This is a genomic window from Paraburkholderia phymatum STM815, from assembly GCF_000020045.1.
In the GTDB taxonomy this organism is placed as follows: Bacteria; Pseudomonadota; Gammaproteobacteria; order Burkholderiales; family Burkholderiaceae; genus Paraburkholderia; species Paraburkholderia phymatum.
Genome location: NC_010622.1, coordinates 721302 through 739397, shown reverse-complemented (window position 1 = coordinate 739397; position 18096 = coordinate 721302). Strand labels below are relative to the sequence as shown.

14 protein-coding genes and 1 tRNA gene are annotated in these 18096 nt (G+C 65.0%); 2 read left to right on the top strand and 13 right to left on the bottom strand.

All coding sequences use genetic code 11. The features are described from left to right. Positions 1–97: 97 nt before the first annotated feature. The 9 genes from BPHY_RS03265 to BPHY_RS03225 all read right to left on the bottom strand — a co-directional run bounded on the left by BPHY_RS03265 (position 98) and on the right by BPHY_RS03225 (position 12459). Positions 98–688, bottom strand: coding sequence for a PqiC family protein (locus BPHY_RS03265; RefSeq protein WP_012400063.1), 591 nt, complete (start codon positions 686–688; stop codon positions 98–100). Continuing rightward, the gene (locus tag BPHY_RS03260) at positions 685–2289 is read right to left on the bottom strand and encodes a PqiB family protein (protein WP_012400062.1); all 1605 of its coding nucleotides are present in this window, start codon (positions 2287–2289) and stop codon (positions 685–687) included. Before BPHY_RS03260 ends, BPHY_RS03265 begins: the two co-directional genes overlap by 4 nt. Continuing rightward, positions 2286–3635, bottom strand: coding sequence for a paraquat-inducible protein A (locus BPHY_RS03255; RefSeq protein WP_012400061.1), 1350 nt, complete (start codon positions 3633–3635; stop codon positions 2286–2288). Before BPHY_RS03255 ends, BPHY_RS03260 begins: the two co-directional genes overlap by 4 nt. Next, positions 3632–5122 carry an efflux transporter outer membrane subunit gene (locus BPHY_RS03250; protein WP_012400060.1) on the bottom strand — a complete coding sequence of 497 codons (1491 nt, stop codon included), beginning with the start codon at positions 5120–5122 and terminating at the stop codon, positions 3632–3634. Before BPHY_RS03250 ends, BPHY_RS03255 begins: the two co-directional genes overlap by 4 nt. A gap of 1 nt (position 5123) precedes the next feature. Next, on the bottom strand, positions 5124–8393 hold the full coding sequence (locus tag BPHY_RS03245; RefSeq protein ID WP_012400059.1) for an efflux RND transporter permease subunit: 3270 nt from the start codon (positions 8391–8393) through the stop codon (positions 5124–5126). A gap of 49 nt (positions 8394–8442) precedes the next feature. Next, a complete protein-coding gene (locus BPHY_RS03240) occupies positions 8443–9720 on the bottom strand; it encodes an efflux RND transporter periplasmic adaptor subunit (protein ID WP_012400058.1) in 1278 nt (425 codons plus the stop codon). Positions 9721–9950: 230 nt separating this feature from the next. Then, positions 9951–10337, bottom strand: a complete 387-nt coding sequence (locus BPHY_RS03235; protein ID WP_012400057.1) for a response regulator transcription factor — start codon at positions 10335–10337, stop codon at positions 9951–9953. Positions 10338–10399: 62 nt separating this feature from the next. Next, the gene (locus BPHY_RS03230) at positions 10400–11122 is read right to left on the bottom strand and encodes a response regulator transcription factor (protein ID WP_012400056.1); all 723 of its coding nucleotides are present in this window, start codon (positions 11120–11122) and stop codon (positions 10400–10402) included. After that, a complete protein-coding gene (locus tag BPHY_RS03225; RefSeq protein WP_041763689.1) occupies positions 11119–12459 on the bottom strand; it encodes a two-component system sensor histidine kinase NtrB in 1341 nt (446 codons plus the stop codon). Before BPHY_RS03225 ends, BPHY_RS03230 begins: the two co-directional genes overlap by 4 nt. Before the next feature lie 121 nt (positions 12460–12580). On the opposite strand from BPHY_RS03225, the gene BPHY_RS41615 reads away from it, so the two are divergent. Next, positions 12581–12814, top strand: a complete 234-nt coding sequence (locus tag BPHY_RS41615; RefSeq protein ID WP_157686506.1) for a hypothetical protein — start codon at positions 12581–12583, stop codon at positions 12812–12814. A gap of 195 nt (positions 12815–13009) precedes the next feature. On the opposite strand, the gene BPHY_RS39245 is transcribed toward BPHY_RS41615, so the two are convergent. The 4 genes from BPHY_RS39245 to BPHY_RS03210 all read right to left on the bottom strand — a co-directional run bounded on the left by BPHY_RS39245 (position 13010) and on the right by BPHY_RS03210 (position 16476). Beyond that, positions 13010–13240: a hypothetical protein gene (locus BPHY_RS39245; RefSeq protein ID WP_012400054.1), complete on the bottom strand. Its 231-nt coding sequence runs from the start codon at positions 13238–13240 to the stop codon at positions 13010–13012. 291 nt (positions 13241–13531) lie between these two features. Beyond that, positions 13532–13622 (bottom strand) — tRNA-Ser (locus BPHY_RS03220). A gap of 151 nt (positions 13623–13773) precedes the next feature. Continuing rightward, positions 13774–15072 (bottom strand): serine--tRNA ligase, encoded by a 1299-nt coding sequence (gene serS / locus BPHY_RS03215; protein ID WP_012400053.1) that lies wholly within the window; start codon positions 15070–15072, stop codon positions 13774–13776. A 93-nt stretch (positions 15073–15165) separates the two neighbouring features. Next, positions 15166–16476, bottom strand: coding sequence for a replication-associated recombination protein A (locus BPHY_RS03210; RefSeq protein ID WP_041763688.1), 1311 nt, complete (start codon positions 16474–16476; stop codon positions 15166–15168). A 294-nt stretch (positions 16477–16770) separates the two neighbouring features. Here BPHY_RS03210 and cytX point away from each other — a divergent pair, with 294 nt between their 5' ends. Then, complete coding sequence (gene cytX / locus BPHY_RS03205) at positions 16771–18087, top strand: putative hydroxymethylpyrimidine transporter CytX (protein ID WP_012400051.1); 1317 nt, start codon at positions 16771–16773, stop codon at positions 18085–18087. Positions 18088–18096 lie beyond the last annotated feature (9 nt).

Below are 18096 nucleotides of genomic sequence, written 5' to 3'. Positions count from 1 at the left end.
GCCGCGAACACGCTCTCTGACGGCAATCTGAAGAACAACGGCACGGCAACGATGATGGAAGTTCAGCTGCTCGACTACAACGGCAGCCAGAAGACGATCACGTCGCCCGCCTGATCGCCGCAGCAATCTCCCGGCTCACGGCGGCGAGCGCCCGGCTATGCGCTGCGACCAGCGCCGCTTCGTCCGTGCCCTGCACCGGCTCGCGCACCGTCGAACGGCCCGTCAGCAGCGTAGTGCGGCCCGCCACACGCACGGTCCACAATGCATCGACAGCAACGGCCTCGCCGGGCATCGAATCGAACTGCACGATATCGACGCGCACGCGACACGCCTCCGTGCCCGCCACCGTTTGCGACGACACCGAGACCTGCTTCGAGCCGAGCAGTCGCGTCAGGTCGGCGGCGATCACGTCGGCGACACCGCTCTTGAGCGGCTCGCCCCAGCGCGCGAATTCGTCGAGCCTCACTTCGTTGCCCGACACGCGCGTGACGAGCTGAGGCCGGTCGACCAGTTCAGGAATCGTCACGGGCCCGACCACCACCGCGACGGACAGCGGTGCGCCCACGCTTTCAAGCGTCGAATCTGGGCTCAATGTATAGAAACTGGAGCGCGGCGAAGCGCAGGCCGCCAGCAGCGCCATGCCCACGACGCACAGCGAGGCGCAACGCGCGAATTCGATTCGCTTCATTTTGCGTCCTCCTGTTTGCCGCGCAACAGCGCTTCCGGATGGCGCTGCAGATAATCGGAAAGCGCACGGAACGATGCCGCCGTACGCGCGAGTTCCCGGATCGCGTCGCTCGTGTCCTGCTGCAACGTCGAGTCGGGCGCGAGGGCGCTGTTAGCCGAGTTGAGCGTCGTCTGCGCCGCCGACAACGTGCTCTTCGCCTGCGGCACGACCTGCGTATTGAGGCTCTGCATCAGCGCGCTCGTATCGGCAAGCGTCTGCGCCGCGTTCTGGCCAATCTGCTCGAGCGGCAGCTTGTCGATGCGCGCAACGATCCGGTTGATCGACTCCTGAAGCGATTGCAGCCCGCTCGGCTGCGTCGGAAGTTCGGCGGGTGTGCGGCTCCAGTCGATGGTCGTCTTTGGCGCGTTCGGGAAGAAATCGAACGAAACGTACAGCTGCCCTGTCAGCAGGCTGCCCGTTTTCAGCTGCCCACGAAACCCGCGCGACACGAGGAAATCCGCGATGGACTTCGGATCGCTGAAGGCTCGCCCGCTGTCCGGCTTGCCGTTCGCATAGCGGGAAGTGAAGCGCTCCGGAAAGAACTTGATCTCGACGGGAATGCTGATCTGCTTCGTGACGGGATCGAAGCGCGTGTAGATCGCCGACACTTCGCCGAGCACGATGCCGCGGAAATCGACGGGCGCACCCACCGTCAGCCCGCGCACCGACTCCTTGAAGTTCAGCACATACGTGTCGACGATGCGGTCCTGCACCTTCATCGCGTCGGCGCGTGTCGCGAACAGCGTGAACGGCGTGTGCGCCGGCGCGGCGGGCTCCGCGAGCGACGACGGGGGCGTTTCGAACGCCAGGCCGCCAATCAGGATCGACACGAGCGACTGCGTGTTGATCTTCACGCCTTCCGTGCCGAGCGAAACGTCGATGCCGCCTGCCTCCCAGAATCGCGAATCGCTTTTCACGTAGCTGTCGTACGGCGCGTTGACGAAGACGTGCAGCGTGATCCCGCCGCCGTCCTTGTCGAGTTGGAACGAGGTCACCTGTCCCACGCGCAGCCGGCGGAAGTAGACGGGAGACCCGACATTGAGCGATGCCAGGTTCGAAGTCTTCAACACGAACTCACGCCCGGGCACGTCGCTCGCGAACACGGGCGGATCTTCGAGCCCCGTGTAGTCGCGCCGCTCGTGCTTCGCATGGCCGATGTCCATGCCAACGAACGCGCCCGACAGCAGCGTGCCGATGCCTGACACGTTGCCGCCCGCCACGCGCGGCCGCTCGACCCAGAAGCGCGTGTCGTCGACGAGCATGTTGCTGGCGTTGGGTGTGAGTTCCGCCGTCGCGACGACGCGCTTGTAGTCCTTCGACAATGCGACCTTTTTCACGACGCCGATATCGACGTCCTTGAACTTGATCTTGGTCTTGCCCGCTTCGAGCCCTTCGCCCGTATTGAAACTGATCGTGATGGTCGGCCCTTGCGAGAGCGCCGCCTGCACCGCGAGCCAGATGCCGACACCGACAGCCGCCGCGGGTACGAGCCAGACCCACTGGATGCGCCAGCGCTTCTTCGGCACGCCCGCTGCACCGGGCAGGTCGGGGGGCCGGTTCATTCCCGGTTCCTCGTGTCCCAGATGAGCCGTGGATCGAACGACATCGCGGCGAACATCGTCAGCACGACGACGGCACCGAACGCGATCGCGGCAGGACCGGCACGCACCGTGGCGAGTGCGTTGAACTGCACGAGTGCGGTGAGCACGGCAATCACGTAGATGTCGAGCATCGACCAGCGCCCGACCAGTTCGACGAGCCGGTAGATGCGGGCGCGCTGGTCCGGCTGCCATGTCGAACGGAGATTCGCCGAAATCGCGAGAAAGCCGATCGCGAGAATCTTGAGCATCGGCACCGCGATGCTCGCGATGAAAACCAGCACCGCGAGTGGCCACGAACCCGACGTCCACAGGTACACGACACCGCTCATGATCGTGTCCTTCTGCGCGCCGAACAGCGAACTCGTGTCCATCACGGGCAAGATGTTGGCGGGGACGTAGAGGATGATCGCCGCAATCAGACAGGCCCACGTGCGCGCGAGGCTATCGGGCTTGCGCAGATGCAGATGCGCGCCGCAGCGCCGACAATGCGCAGGCTGTACAGGCCTGTGCATGGCCGCATGGACGTTCGCGTAGTCGCGTTCGTCGCTCGCCTGAGCGAGGGCAACGCGGCTCAGCAGGCCGCAGTCGTGGCACACGCACAGGCCGCATGCCGCGGCCGTCGCCGCGGGAAACGGCGTGTCGCTGTCGAATGCGTGACCAGCGTCGGGCACGCCTTCGAGACGTACCCACAGGTCGCGCACATCGAACGCGGAGGCCGCCGCCGCGAGCATGAGCATCAGCGCACCGAACGACCACAACGCCGGCCCCGTCACCACCGACGCAATATGCGCGAGCTTCACCAGTGCGACCAGTAGACCGAGTATCAGCACCTCCGTCATGCCCCACTCCTGCGCGACGCGCAGCGTGCGGAACACGGCGTCCGCGCGGTACGGCGTGCGTCCGAGGCGCAACGGCAGCAGCAGCCACACGAGGCCAAGCGCCTGGCACGCCGGCATCAGCATCGTCGTGATGAAGATCAGCGCCGACAGTGGCCACATGCCGTCGCGATACAGCACGCGCACCGCGCCGAACATCGTCGTTTCGACGAGATCCCCTTTCACCGCCAGCCCGACGATCGGGAACGCATTCGATATCACCCATAGCACGCACGCCGCGAGCGCAAAGGCAAGCGTGCGGTCGAGGCTGTTCGCGTGACGCCGGTACAAGGTCGCGCGGCAGCGGCAGCAGCGCAACGCGCCTTCGGGCGGCACGGTGCTTTCTCTCTGGAGCAGATCGCATTCGTGACAGGCGATCACAGGCATGCGCGCCGCGTGGCCCAGGTAGGCGGAGGTGGCCGTGTCGCTCATTTCACTTCCTCCACCGTGCCGTTCGTGCCGTTGACCGGCTGTGCCGCGTCGCCCGCGTGCGCGGCCTGCTGGGTAGTCATGCCCTCAGCCGTGACCACCCAGCCGCCGCCCATCGCCTTGTACAGGCTCACGTACGACACCAGCACGCCCGCCTGCGTCTGCGTCTCGCTCAGCTGCGCATTGAACAGGCTGCGTTCGGCATCGAGCACTTCGATATAGCTCGTATAGCCGCCTTCGTACCGCAGCCTCGCCAGATGCGCATACGTCGCGAGCGCCTGCACCTGCCGCCCCTGCACCTCGAACTGCTCGCGCAGCTTCTGCGACGAGATCAGCGCATCGTCGACCTCCTGGAACGCCACCTGGATCGCCTTGCGGTACGTGTACAGCGCCTGCTGCTGCACGGCCTCGGCCTGCTTCACCTGGCCGGCGATCGCGCCGCCCTCGAAGATCGGCTGCGTCACGGAGCCGGCAAACGACCACACGCGCGCCGGCCCCGTAAAGAGCCTCGAGAACTGGCCGCTCTGCGTGCCGAGCAGCCCCGTGATCGAGATCTGCGGGAAATACAGTGCTTTCGCCGCGCCGATCTGCGCATTGGCCGCGACCAGATCCTGCTCGGCCTGACGCAGATCGGGCCGGCGTTCGAGCAGGTTCGACGGCAGTCCGGCGGGCACCGCGGGTGCCGCCAGTTCGCCCAGCGCGCGGCCGCGCAGGATATCGCCCGGATTGCGCCCGAGCAGCACCGACAGCGCATCTTCCTGCTGCGCGATCTGCGACTCGATCTGCGGGATGCGCGCGCGCGAGTCCTCGTATTCGGACTGGCTCTGCGCGAGTTCCATCTGCGAGACCTCGCCGCCCTGGAAGCGCAGCTCGAACACGTGCACGGATTCGGCGCGGCTCGCCGTGGTCGCCTTCGCGATCTCCAGCTGCCGGTCGAGGCTGCGCAGGTTGATGTACGACGATGCCACCGACGACACCAGCGTGAGGATCGTGCCGCGCCGCGCTTCTTCCGTCGACAGCAGGCTTGCGCGCGCCGCTTCCGTCAGGCGCCGGTTGTGGCCGAACAGATCGATCTCCCACGACGCCGACAGCGCCAGCTGATACGAGTTGAACACCGGGTTCTGCACGCCCGTGAACAGCGGCGACGAGGTCGAGACGCGCTCGCGCGCCGCATCCAGCCCCGCGCTGACCTGCGGGAACAGCGCCGCGCGCGTGGTGACGAACTGGCCGAGGAACTGGTCGACGCGTGCGGCGGCGATCTTCACATCGTTGTTGTTCGCCAGCGCCGCGGTGATCAGGTCGTTGAGCACCGGGTCGTCGAACTGCTTCCACCATTCGGTGTTGGCGACATCCGATGCGTAGTTCTCGGGAAAGCGGTACGTCGCGGGCACCTCCACCTGCGGGCGCGAGTAGTCGGGGCCGAGCAGGCAGCCGCTGAGCGTCAGTGCGCAGAACGCGCACAGGGGACCGAGGACCAGGGCGCGGCGCATGTCACTCACCTTCACGCGGGGCGGACGGACGGGTGCTCGGGCCGCCGCCCACGGCCGGGCCGCCGGCCGACGGCGGCACCCTGTCCGGCTCGCCCGCTATCGCACCCGGCCCCGGCGAGGAAGGCGGCACGTTCCCCGCCTTCTTGTCCTTCTTCTTGCCGCTTTTCTCCGACATCGTCTCCAGCACATAGAAGAACATCGGAATGAAGAACACGGCGATGGCCGTCGCCCCCAGCATCCCGCCGATCACGCCCGTGCCGATCGAATGCCGGCTGTTGGCCGACGCGCCCGTCGCGATCGCCAGCGGCACGCAGCCCAGAATGAACGCCAGCGACGTCATCACGATCGGCCGCAGCCGCTCCTCGGCCGCCGTCATCGTCGCGTCGAACACCGACTTGCCCGACTCCCGGTTGAGCACCGCGAATTCGAAGATGAGAATGGCGTTCTTCGCCGCGAGCGCGACCAGCATCGTCAGACCGATCTGGAAGTACACGTCGTTGTTCAGCCCGCGCAGCAGGATCGCGAGCAGCGCCCCGAACAGCGCGAACGGCACCGCCATCAGCACGCCGAACGGCAGGCTCCACTTCTCGTACTGCGCGGCCAGGATGAGGAACACCATGATCAGCCCGAACACGAACACGAGCCCCGAGGTGCCGCCCGACTGCTTCGCCTCGAACGCCTCGCCGCTCCACGCGACGCCGTAGTCCGAGGGCATCGACGCGGCCAGCTCCTCGAGCGCGCTGATCACCTGGCCCGACGCGTAGCCGGGCGCCGCGTTGGCCGTGATCTTCACGGCCGGGAAGTTGTTGAAGCGCGTGATCAGGTCCGGCCCCGTCACATAGCGCGAGGTCACCACCGACTTGAGCGGCACCATGCTGCCGTCCTTGCTGCGCACGAAGATCTGCTCGAGATCGTCGGGCTTGAGGCGGTACGACGGCTCGGCCTGCAGGATCACCTGCCACAGACGGCTCGAGCGGTTGAACTGCGACACATAGAGCGAGCCGAACATCGTCTGCATCGCGCTGTAGACGTCCTCGACGGGCACACCGAGCGTCTCGGCCTTGTCGCGGTCCACGTCGACCAGCAGCTGCTGCGAGTCCGCGTTGAAGGTGTTGGTCACGCCCGTGAGTTCCGGGCGCTGCTTCGCACGCGCGACGAAGTCGTTCACGACGGCGGCGAACTGCGCGATGGTCGCATCGCCCTTGCTCTGGATCCACATCTCGGTGCCGCCCGTGGTGCCGAGGCCCGGAATGGACGGCGGATTGAGCGGCACGACGATGCCCTCGCGGATCTGCGACAGCGTCCGGTACGCATCGACCAGCACCGCGCGCGCATTCTGCGTGCGGATGTTGGCCGACCTGTAGCGCTCCTCGAAACTCCTGAAGCCGACGAAGAAGGTCGACGAATTGTTCTTGTTCTGGCTGTCGAGAATGCTGAAGCCGTCGACCGTCGTGATGCTGCCCACGGCCGGCTGCTTCATGAAGTATTCGGAGATGCGGTCCGACACCTTGCCCGTGCGGTCGAGCGAGGCGGCATCGGGCATGATCACGGCGCCCAGCAGATAGCCCTGATCCTCGGGCGGCAGGAAGGCCGTCGGAATGTCGCGCATCATCAGCACGGCGAGCCCGATCATGCCGACGAACAGCAGCAGCGCGATCACGAAGCGCCGGATCACGAGCCGCACCGCGCGCGTGTAGCCCGCCGTCATGCGCGCGAACTGGTTGTCGAACCAGCGGAAGAAGCCCTTCTTCTCGTGATGCCCGGGCTTGAGCAGCAGCGCCGCGAGCGCGGGCGAGAGCGTCAGCGCGACGACGCCCGAGATCACCACCGAGATCGCGATCGTGATCGCGAACTGCTTGTACATCTGCCCGGTGATGCCGCCCAGAAACGCCACGGGCACGAACACCGCGCACAGCACCAGCACGATCGCGACGACCGGGCCGGCGACCTCGTCCATCGCCTGCTTGGCGGCTGTCTTCGGATCGAGCTTGTGCACGGTCATGTTGCGCTCGACGTTCTCGATCACGACGATCGCATCGTCGACCACGATGCCGATCGCGAGCACCATGCCGAACAGCGTGAGCATGTTGATCGAGAACCCGAGCGCCTCCATGCCCATGAAGGTGCCGACGATCGACACGGGCACCGCGAGCACCGGGATCAGCGTCGCGCGCAGGCTCTGCAGGAACACGAACACGACGATCACCACCAGCACGACGGCCTCGAAGAACGTGTGCACGACGTCCGAGATCGAGGCGCGCGTGAACTCGGTGGTGTCCATCGCGATCTCGTAGTCGATCCCTTCGGGGAAGGACTTCTTCATCTCGGCGAGCGTGGCGCGCACCTGCTTGGACACGTCGAGCGCGTTGGCGCCCGGCTGCTGGTAGACGGCGATCACGGTGGCGGGCTTGCCCTGGAAGCGGCTGCGGATCGAATAATCCTTCTGGCCCAGTTCGGCGCGGCCGATGTCCTTCAGGCGCACGATCGCCGCGCCGCCGCTCTGCGCGCGGATGATGATGTTCTCGAACTGCGTGGGCTCGGTCAGGCGCCCCGTCGTGGTGACGGCGAACGACTGCTCGACGGGGTTGCCCGTTGGCGACTGTCCGAGCCGCCCGACGGCGAACTGCTGGTTCTGGTTGGCGACCGCGCGCTGCACGTCGGCGGCCGTGATGCCGAGCTGCGCCATGCGGTCGGGGCGCAGCCAGATGCGCATCGCGTAGTCGGGCGTGCCGAAGATGCTCGACTGGTTCGCGCCGGGGATGCGCTTCAATGCATCGAGCACGTAGACGTTCGCGTAGTTCGCGATGTAGGTGGCGTCGTAGCGCTCGGTGGGCGAGTAGATCGCGATCACCATCATGAACGCCTGCGACTTCTTCTGCACCTGCACGCCCTGGTTCGTGACCGACTGCGGCAGTTGCGGCAGCGCGAGGTTCACGCGGTTCTGCACGTCGACCTGCGCGAGCTCGGGGTTGGTGCCGATCTGGAAGTAAGCGTTGATGGTCAGGTTGCCGGTGGAGGAGCTCGACGAGCTCATGTAGATCATGTTGTCGGCGCCGTTGACCTGCTGCTCGATGGGGGCCGCGACGTTGTTGGCGACCACGTCGGCGCTCGCGCCCGGGTAGGTCGCGGAGATCGTGATCTGCGGCGGGGTGATGTCGGGGTACTGCGCGGTGGGCAGCGCGAGCATGGTCAGCGCGCCGCCGAGCGTGATGACGATCGAGATGACCGAGGCGAAGATCGGGCGGTCGATGCAGAAGTGGGAGATGTTCATCGGATCGGGGGGGCCGGATGGCGTCGGGTCATCGGGGCTTCACATCGGCTCAGGGGCTGGCCGGACGCGCCTGCGTCCCGGCTACGGTCGCCACGGGCACGGACGCCGCCGCCGCGGGCGCCGACGCAGGGGCCGCGGGCGTGCCGGGCGCGCCCGAGCCCGGCGGCGCGCTCACCACCTTGATCTGCGCATCCGACGACACGCGGATCGCGCCGTCGACCACCACGCGCTCGCCCGGCTTCAGGCCTTCGTTGACGAACCAGTCGTCGCCGTGCCAGTCGCCGACATCGACCACACGCTGATGCGGCTTCGCGTCCTGGTCGAGCACCCACACGAAGTGGCTCTTCGCGCCCTGCAGCACCGCGCGCTGCGGCACGAGGATCGCGTTGGGGCGCACCGCGCCCGACACTTTCGCGCGCACGAACTGGCCCGGGCGCAGCGTGCCGTCCGGATTGGCGAAGGTCGCGCGCACGAGGAAGGTGCCCGTCTGCTGGCTGAACGCGGGGTTCGTGAAATCGATACGGCCTTTTTGCGGATAGACCGAGCCGTCGGCCTGGATCACGGTCACGTCGAACCGGTTGTCGGCGGGAAAGCGCAGCAGGCCCTTGGCGATCTGCTCGCGGTAGCGCAGCAGTTCGTTCTCGGAGATGCTGAAGTTCACCCACATCGGATCGAGCTGGTAGACGTACGTCAGCAGGCCCGATTGCGTCGGCGTGACGTAGCTGCCGTCCTGCACGCGCGCGAAGCTCGACAGCCCCTTGAGCGGCGAGCGGATCGTGCAGTAGCTCAGGTTCAGTTCGGCCGTGCGCACCTCGCCCTGCGCGGCGATCACGGCGGCTTCGGCTTCCTTCTCGTTGCCGGTGGCGTCGTCCAGGTCCTTCTTGCTCAGCGCGTTCTGCGCGGCGAGCGGCACGACGCGCGCGAGGTTCTGTCTGGTGACGAGCAGGCGCGCCTGCTGCTGCGCGAGCACGCCCCTGGCCGATTGCAGCGCGGCTTCGAAGGGCTTGCGGTCTATCACGAACAGCACCTGGCCTTCCTTGACCAGCGCGCCTTCGTCGTACAGACGCCGCTCGAGAAAGCCGTCGACGCGCGCGCGGATTTCGACTTCGCGCGAACTCTGCGTCTGCGCGGTGAACTCGAAGTCGACGGGCGTTTCCTTCTGCGCAACCGTGACCACCGTCACTTCGACAGTCGGGCGCGGGGGTTCGGTGGGCGCTTTTTTACAGGCGGTCAGGGACAAGGCGGACACCAATGCCGCCGCGAGCGCAAAGCGTGATGCCAGCGGCCAAGCGGCAAGTATCGACGGGTGTCGAAATGTCCATCCCATGACAAATCTCCCCAACTCGAAACGATTGCGTCCGCCCGCGCTTGCGTTGCCCGGCAGACCAACAGTAGGCACGCCAGCCAACCTGGCGAGTCCGATGCAAACCAGTGTGGAATCCGGACAAGTCAAAGACAATTGGACCTTGGTCCAATACTGCGTCCAGCGACAAGGGTCTCGCGCATCAATGCGTGCACGCCGGGGGCCGGGACCGTTCGAGCGTAACGGCAACGTGCTCATAGCGGCGCAGCGATGCCGAGCACGGCACACACCGTCCTGATGAACAGCACGTCGTTGAAGGGCTTGCGCAGGTAGGCACGCGCGCCCGCAGCAAGCGCGGTTTCGCGCACGCCCGCGTCGTCGTGGGCAGTGATGAAAATGACGGGCACAGCGCCCCCCGCCAGCCGGCGCTGCACCTCGATGCCGTTCGAGCCTGGCATCTGCACGTCGAGGATGACGCAGTCGGGACGATACGAGGGTGTGGCGGACAGCACGTCGAGAAACTCGTCGCCACTCGTGTACGTATCGGCTGCAATCCCGACTGAGCGCAACAGACGCCTGATTGCCCTGCCCACCGACGCATCGTCGTCCACCACGACGACGAATGGTTTGTTTGTGCCCATTCCGATTAGCCCGTTGAGCCGCCACGTCCACGCGGACGATGCGTGGGCGTCTCAGCAATAGACTATGAGACTGCGGGCGTCGGTGGTATTGGACCTTGGTCTCGTATCCGCTTGGCTGTGGGCTCGCACGCGGCGCCGGAAGCGTCCGCTTGCGGTTCGACGGCACGGTGCGCGTTGCTCGCAACGGCTACCTTGTCGGCGATGCGCACCAGTTCGGCGAGCGAGCCGACCTCCATCTTCTGCATCACGCGCGCGCGATGTGCCTTGACGGTTTTTTCGACAGTGCCCAGCTCGCACGCCACCTGCTTGTTCAAACGGCCGAGCACGATCAGGTTCATCACTTCGCGCTCTCGCACCGTCAGGCGTCCGACGCGGCTGCGCAATTCTTCAAGTTCGTGCATCGACTTCGACACTTCGGCGGAACGCATGAGCGCGTGATCGATAGCGTGCAGCAGATCGTCGTCGCGCACGGGCTTGGTGAGGAAATCGGTCGCGCCGGCCTTGATCGCGCCGACCGTCATCGCGATGTCGCCGTGTCCCGTCAGAAAAATGATGGGCAAGCGGGCATCGAGTTCACGCTGCAGTTCGAGCCCGCTCAGGTCTGGCAACTGTACGTCGAGCACCACGCACGCCGGCGTCCGCTCGACGCCCCAATGCGCGAGAAATTCGCGGGCCGAACCATAAGCCTCGACCTCGTGGCCCGCCGACCTGATAAGCCGCGTGAGCGCGCGGCGCACCGACGGGTCGTCGTCGACGACGTAGACGAGCGGCGCAGACGGGTTCATGACGCCGCCTGCGCAGCGCACGCGCTGCCTGCTTCACGCGCTGCCGGCAGCGCGACATAGAACGTCATGCCCTGATCCGCGTTGTTCTCTGCCCAAAGGCGGCCGCCGTGCATCTGCACGATCGAACGGCTGATCGACAGCCCGAGCCCCAGGCCTTGCGCCTTCGATGTGACGAATGGCTTGAAGATGCATTCGAGCCTGTCGGACGTCAGCCCATGTCCGCGATCACGCACGGCGATGCGCACCATGCCTTCGCGGTCGGGTTGCGCAAAAAGCGCGACCACGCGATCGCGCGATCCGCACTCGCTCACAGCATCGAATGCGTTGAGCAGCAGATTGAGTAACACCTGCTGCAGTTGCACCTTGTCGCCACGCACGTGCGGCAAGCCGTCGTCGATCACCTGAGACACATGGATGCCGCGCGCGACGGCATCGCCGTGCACGAGCAGCGCGACGTCGCGCAACAAGCCGCCTGCGTCCAGACTGACGAGTTGCTGCTGCTCGTCCTTCTTCACGAATGCACGCATCCGTCGGATCACTTCGCTTGCGCGACCGCTGTCGTCGACGATGTCCTTCAGGATGTCGCGGACCTCGGCAAGATCGCTCGGCTCCTGATCCATGAAGCGCTGTGCGGCCTGGCCGTTGCTGAGAATCGCCGTCAGCGGCTGGTTCAGTTCGTGCGCGAGCGATGCGGCGAGTTCGCCCATCGTCGATACGCGCGTCAGATGCGCCAGTTCCCGACGATTGCGTTCGAGTTCGAAGCGCTCTGTCACATCGGTGATGAACGCGACAGTCGCAATGCGCCCTTCATAGCGGATCGCGCTGGTTGCGATTTCGACGGGAAACTCGCTGCCGTCGCGGCGCCGTGCGCGCAAGCTGTGCGTGCGTGTCGACCCGGCACGGCCCGCGCTCTCCGCGGTGCCGCCAGTCGCGCTGTTTTGCTGCGAAAGCGCCGGTGCAACCATGCCGACACATGCGCCGGCCAGCACGCCGCGCCGGTAGTCGAATAGCCGTTCGGCCTGCGCATTGGCGAGGACTATCACGCCATGTTCGTCGAACACGACCGATGCGACGGGCAAGCATTCGAATACGTCGGCCAGCTCGTTCATCGTGCCGGGCTGGCGGCGCGAAAAGGCGAAGGAACCGGCTGCGCTTTGCGCGCTTCGCACACGCGCAAGCGGATTGGTGATGCGCAACAGCACAGGTAACCCGGAGACGCCGTAGCGAGTGGACATGGAACCTGCGGCCCGTTCGGGCGCGACGCGGCGCGGATGCAGCGACCACCAGACAGCGATTGCAGCCACCGCGACTGTCAGAGCAGAAATAGCGATGTGCATGACGTACCGTTCCTCAAGACGTTCGCACCCGACCAGCTGCGACCACGTGCGCACGCCTTCGTTGTTGTTAGCAACTGACCAGGGCGCCGGCTGCCCGAACCGGGCGCGCGGAGCTTCTGCCATGACGCATGAATCCGTGACAACGTCTTGTACTACTGATGCACTGGTTGCTCGACAACGTCAATCACTGCGCCAGAAAAAAATGAACCTTTCAGTAGTGACCGCGCATTCTTCATACGGACTACGAATATTCGGTGCAACTTTTCGTCAACAATTAATGGTGATTTTTTACTTGTCCGCACCAGACGGAGAGGAAAAAAGTGCAACTTCATCCTATGCAGAAAGTCAAGCTTAGTAAAGCGCTAAGCCGACCGCCGACGCGAAACCGACGGCAGTGTACAGTTCTTGATGTGAATCAAAAGGCGCTCGTTTACTTGAGCGCTTTAATGGCGGGATTGGGTGCGCAATCCGAAACGGTCATGTGCCCATTTGACCGTTTCGGGCCGGCGGTGCATAGGCGAGATGCCAGATGGATTTGCGCAAAGCTACATCATGCGAAATCCGTTGGACCTTGGGATGGCTCGGTTGTCGGCGGGGCATCATCGCCTGTAGGGTTCTCCGCATTTTCATCGTCCGTTTTCGGCTTCTCGGGCAATGGTTGATCGATGCCTGGCTCAACCGGCGTCGGAATAGCGTCGCCGACCGGCTTGTTTAGCTCGTTCGGAGGGATTTCAGCCGGGTCTTCCGGTTGTGTGGTTTGCTCGCGGTTTGGGTTCGTCATCGTGACTCCAATTGTGGTTTAGCAGACACGACCTGTCACGCAACGACCGTACCAATGCATCTTGCAGCCGCGTTCAGCAACACGCCCATGCTCGCTGAGCGTAATGACATACGAAGTGCAGACGAACATGCGCCTGGGACTTGCGACAATGAAGTCAAAGAGGGAGCGTGACACACACGCCTTGTAAATTGCGACGCTCGAGGTCGCGTATGCCGAACCGGGCGAATATCGGCATGGATATAGACAACACAAACGAAAACAGGCCCCGAAGGGCCTGTTTTCGTTTGCATCTGGCGGAAAGGGTGGGATTCGAACCCACGATACGGTATAACCGTATACCGGATTTCGAGTCCGGCGCATTCGACCTCTCTGCCACCTTTCCAGATTCTTTGACTTCCCACCAAGGTGGTCTTGTCGCTTCACACTAAGCGGGTCGTTGCTTGCGTGAGACGAAGATTATAGAACACCTCTTTTCGATTTCCAAGTTTTTTTCGCAGAAACTTCGATAAGAACTTGGACGGTCCAGAACACGCTCAGGCAGACGCCTTCACTTCAAGTCGATCGACGCCACCGAGATACGGGCGCAGCGCGGCCGGAACCGTCACCGAGCCATCGGCGTTCTGGAAATTCTCCAGCACGGCGACAAGTGTACGGCCGACAGCGAGGCCCGAACCGTTCAGCGTATGAACGAGTTCGGGCTTGCCCTGCGCGTTGCGGAAGCGCGCTTGCATCCGGCGCGCCTGGAACGCTTCCGTGTTCGAACAGCTCGAGATCTCGCGATAGGTATTCTGCGCAGGCACCCACACTTCTAGGTCATACGTTTTCGCTGCCGAAAAGCCCATATCGCCGGTGCACAGCGTGATGACACGATACGGCAGTTCGAGCTTCTGCAAGATCACTTCCGCGTGCGCGACCATCTGCTCGAGCGCGTCGTATGACGTGTCGGGCGACACGATCTGCACCATCTCGACCTTGTCGAACTGATGCTGACGGATCATGCCGCGGGTGTCGCGACCGTACGAGCCCGCTTCCGAGCGAAAGCACGGCGAATGAGCCGTCAGCTTGATGGGCAATTCGTTCGAGTCGACGATGCTGTCGCGCACCGTGTTAGTCAGCGAAATCTCCGACGTCGAGATCAGGTATTGCGTCACCGTGTTTTCGCCGCCGCCCTTTTCGACGCGGAACATGTCGTCGGCGAACTTGGGCAGTTGGCCCGTGCCGAACAGGATTTCGGGATTGACGATATACGGTGTATAGACTTCCGTGTAGCCGTGCTGCTGCGTGTGCGTGTCGATCATGAACTGCGCAAGCGCGCGGTGCAGACGCGCAATCTGTCCACGCAGCAGCGTGAAGCGCGCGCCCGACAGCTTCGCGCCCGTTTCGAAATCGAGCCCGAGCGGCGTGCCGACGTCGACGTGATCCTTGATCTCGAAGTCGAACTGGCGCGGCGTTCCCCAGCGGCGGACTTCGACGTTGCCGGCCTCGTCGTTGCCGACGGGCACGCTTTCGTGCGCAAGGTTCGGCACGCCGAGCAGCAGATCCGACAGGCGCTTCTGGATGTCTTCGAGTTGCACTGCCGACGCCTTCATCTCGTCGCCGATACCGCCCACCTCGGCCATCACCGCGGACGTGTCTTCGCCCCGCCCTTTCATCGCACCGATCTGCTTCGACAGGCTGTTGCGCTTTGCCTGCAGCTCTTCGGTACGGGTCTGGATGGCGCGGCGTTCGGCTTCGAGCGCGGAGAAAGCCGCGACGTCGAGGATATAGCCGCGATCGGCGAGGCGCTTCGCGACGCCGTCGATGTCTTTGCGCAGCAACTGGATGTCAAGCATGAGTGGGGGCGACAGTTCGTTGGTTGAGTGGGCGATTTTAACGCACCGCCGCGGCCGGCCGGCGGCATTGTCGGGTGAGGCGCGACGAGCGCGTCAGCTTTTCTTGCCGTTCTCGCTGCGCCATTGCGCATCCAGGTCGGCGAGGCGCGCGAGCTTCTCGCCGATCTTGCCCTCGAGCCCGCGCGGCGTCGGCTGATACCAGCGCGGCTCGCGCATGCCGTCGGGCAGATAGGTTTCGCCCGCGGCGTACGCGTCCGGCTCGTCGTGCGCGTAGCGATACTCGTGGCCGTAGCCCAGTTCCTTCATCAGCTTGGTCGGCGCGTTGCGCAGATGGATCGGCACTGCGCGCGACTGGTCCTTGCCGACGAAACTGCGCGCCGCGTTGTACGCGTTGTAGCCAGCATTCGACTTCGGCGCGACGGCCAGATAAATCACGGCCTGCGCAAGCGCCAGTTCGCCTTCGGGCGTGCCGAGGCGCTCGTAGGTTTCGGCGGCGTCGAGCGCGATGCGTGCAGCGCGCGGATCGGCGAGACCGATGTCTTCCCACGCCATGCGCACAAGACGCCGCGACAGATAACGCGCATCCGCGCCGCCGTCGAGCATCCTGCACAACCAGTACAGCGCGCCGTCCGGGTTGCTGCCCCGCACCGACTTGTGGAGCGCGCTGATCTGGTCGTAGAACGCGTCGCCGCCCTTATCGAAGCGGCGCAGGTTTTCGGAGAGCGCGCTCGCGAGCAGTTCGCCGTCGATCTCCGTCTTCTTCTGGCGGGCGGCCGCGCGTGCGACGATCTCCATGTTGTTCAGCAACTTGCGGCCGTCTCCGTCGGCGGAACCGATCAGTGCGTCGCGCGCCTCGTCTGTGAGGGTGAGGCCGCCGAGTTCCTGCTGCGCGCGGGCCAGCAGTTCGCGCTGCTCGTCAGTGTCGAGGCTCTTGAGCACGTAGACGGACGCCCGCGACAACAACGCGCTGTTCACCTCGAACGAAGGGTTTTCCGTCGTCGCGCCGACGAACACGAACAGGCCCGACTCGACGTGCGGCAAGAACGCGTCTTGCTGGCTCTTGTTGAAGCGATGCACTTCGTCGACGAACACGAGCGTCTGGTGGCCGTTCGCGCGATGGATCTGCGCCGTTTCGACGGCTTCGCGGATGTCCTTTACTCCCGACAGCACCGCCGACAGCGCGATGAACTGCGCGTGGAACGCGTCGGCCATCAGGCGCGCGAGCGTGGTCTTGCCGACGCCGGGCGGGCCCCAGAGGATCATCGAATGCGCTTCGCCCGACTCGAACGCGACCCGCAGCGGCTTGTTCGGGCCGAGCAGATGCTTCTGCCCGATGACTTCGTCGATGGTGCGGGGCCGCAGGCGCTCGGCGAGAGGGACGTTGGCGCGGGTTTCTTCGAACATGGCGTTTTGGGGATAATCTCGGCTTTTCGGGTATAAACCGTCACGATGCATAGCGTGCACCGCCTTGCGCGCGACGGCCTGCCCCGGAACGGCGCGCATCCGCGTGAAACCGTCATCCGGCCTGCGGCTGCGCATGCAGACTTGCGCATTATGACAGCCGCCGCGCGGCGAGGCCCGCGGCAGACGTCATAGGCGATATCTGATGGACGGTCCGCAAGACGCGTACCGTGCAACATCGCAACAGGACGGCGAAGCGGCAGCCGACACGACAACGACAGACAGGAAACAGATTCGATGGCTCAGGATCCCATTGCCGGCGAGACCGGCTCGACCTACGCGCCGCTCAAGCCGGTGCCGGATGGGCGCCGCGCGTTCAAAACGGGCGACGCTTTCGCTCTATGGTTTTCGCTCGGCATCGGCCTGCTGGTCGCGCAGGCGGGCGCGTTGCTCGTGCCCGGCCTTTCGCTGCCGCACGCGCTGCTGGCAATTCTGATCGGCAGCGTGATCGGCGTCGTGCTGCTCGCGCTCGCGGGCGTGATCGGCACGGACACGGGCCTCGCGGCCATGTCGTCGCTGCGTCCGACGCTCGGCGTGCGCGGCGCGTCGATTCCCGCCGTGCTGAACATGGTTCAACTGGTCGGCTGGGGCTCGTTTGAAGTGATCGTGATGCGCGATTCCGCCGACGCCCTGTCCAAACAGGCGTTCGGCTTCTCGGCCCCGCTCGTCTGGACGCTGATTTTCGGCGTGCTCGCAACACTGCTCGCGATCAGCGGCCCGCTCTCGTTCGTGCGGCGCTTTTTGCGCTCGTGGGGCATCTGGCTGCTGCTCGCGGGCGCCGCGTGGCTCACGTACAGCCTGCTCATGCAGCATGACCTTGGCACGCTGATGCGGCGTCCGGGCAATGGTGAGATGCCGTTCGGCGGCGCGATCGATCTGGTCGTCGCGATGCCGCTGTCATGGCTGCCGCTGATCGCCGATTACACGCGCTTCGGCCGCAAGGCGGGCGAGACGTTCCGCGGCACCATCCTCGGCTACGGCATTGCCAACATCTGGTTCTACGCGTTGGGCGCCGTGTACGGACTGGCCGCGGGCGGCGGCGACGCGCTGCTGACGACTGCGCTCGCGCAGGCAGGCGGCGGCTTTGCGCTGCTGCTGGTGCTGATCGACGAAATCGACAATGCATTCGCCGACGTGCACTCGGCAGCGGTGTCGACGGGCACGTTCTGGACGGGCGCGAGCGTGCCGCTGCTGTCGGCGGCGTTCGGCGCGCTGTGCACGCTGATCGCGCTCGCTGTGCCGATGGCGAAATATCAGAACTTCCTGCTGCTGATCGGCTCCGTGTTCGCGCCGCTGTTCGGCGTCGTGCTGGTCGATCATTTCATCGTGCGCAAGCGCCGCATCGACGTCGAAGCGCTCGCCGATACGCAAGGCCGCTACGCCTACTCGGGCGGCTGGCATATGAGCGCGTTCATCGCGTGGGCGTTCGGCATTGCCGCGTATCAGGCGATCAATCAGTGGCTGCCGAATCTCGGTGCAACGCTGCCCGCGCTCGTAATCGGCGCGGTGTTCTATCTCGCGTTCGTGTCCGTGCGCAAGCAGGCATATGCGTAAGCGCTTTCG

What these genes read in the sequence shown, in the direction of transcription:
- BPHY_RS03265 (WP_012400063.1), bottom strand. Translation starts at nt 688, where the DNA reads ATGAAGCGAATCGAATTCGCGCGTTGCGCCTCGCTGTGCGTCGTGGGC.
- BPHY_RS03260 (WP_012400062.1), bottom strand. Translation starts at nt 2,289, where the DNA reads ATGAACCGGCCCCCCGACCTGCCCGGTGCAGCGGGCGTGCCGAAGAAG.
- BPHY_RS03255 (WP_012400061.1), bottom strand. Translation starts at nt 3,635, where the DNA reads ATGAGCGACACGGCCACCTCCGCCTACCTGGGCCACGCGGCGCGCATG.
- BPHY_RS03250 (WP_012400060.1), bottom strand. Translation starts at nt 5,122, where the DNA reads ATGCGCCGCGCCCTGGTCCTCGGTCCCCTGTGCGCGTTCTGCGCACTG.
- BPHY_RS03245 (WP_012400059.1), bottom strand. Translation starts at nt 8,393, where the DNA reads ATGAACATCTCCCACTTCTGCATCGACCGCCCGATCTTCGCCTCGGTC.
- BPHY_RS03240 (WP_012400058.1), bottom strand. Translation starts at nt 9,720, where the DNA reads ATGGGATGGACATTTCGACACCCGTCGATACTTGCCGCTTGGCCGCTG.
- BPHY_RS03235 (WP_012400057.1), bottom strand. Translation starts at nt 10,337, where the DNA reads ATGGGCACAAACAAACCATTCGTCGTCGTGGTGGACGACGATGCGTCG.
- BPHY_RS03230 (WP_012400056.1), bottom strand. Translation starts at nt 11,122, where the DNA reads ATGAACCCGTCTGCGCCGCTCGTCTACGTCGTCGACGACGACCCGTCG.
- BPHY_RS03225 (WP_041763689.1), bottom strand. Translation starts at nt 12,459, where the DNA reads ATGCACATCGCTATTTCTGCTCTGACAGTCGCGGTGGCTGCAATCGCT.
- BPHY_RS41615 (WP_157686506.1), top strand. Translation starts at nt 12,581, where the DNA reads ATGACGCATGAATCCGTGACAACGTCTTGTACTACTGATGCACTGGTT.
- BPHY_RS39245 (WP_012400054.1), bottom strand. Translation starts at nt 13,240, where the DNA reads ATGACGAACCCAAACCGCGAGCAAACCACACAACCGGAAGACCCGGCT.
- serS (WP_012400053.1), bottom strand. Translation starts at nt 15,072, where the DNA reads ATGCTTGACATCCAGTTGCTGCGCAAAGACATCGACGGCGTCGCGAAG.
- BPHY_RS03210 (WP_041763688.1), bottom strand. Translation starts at nt 16,476, where the DNA reads ATGTTCGAAGAAACCCGCGCCAACGTCCCTCTCGCCGAGCGCCTGCGG.
- cytX (WP_012400051.1), top strand. Translation starts at nt 16,771, where the DNA reads ATGGCTCAGGATCCCATTGCCGGCGAGACCGGCTCGACCTACGCGCCG.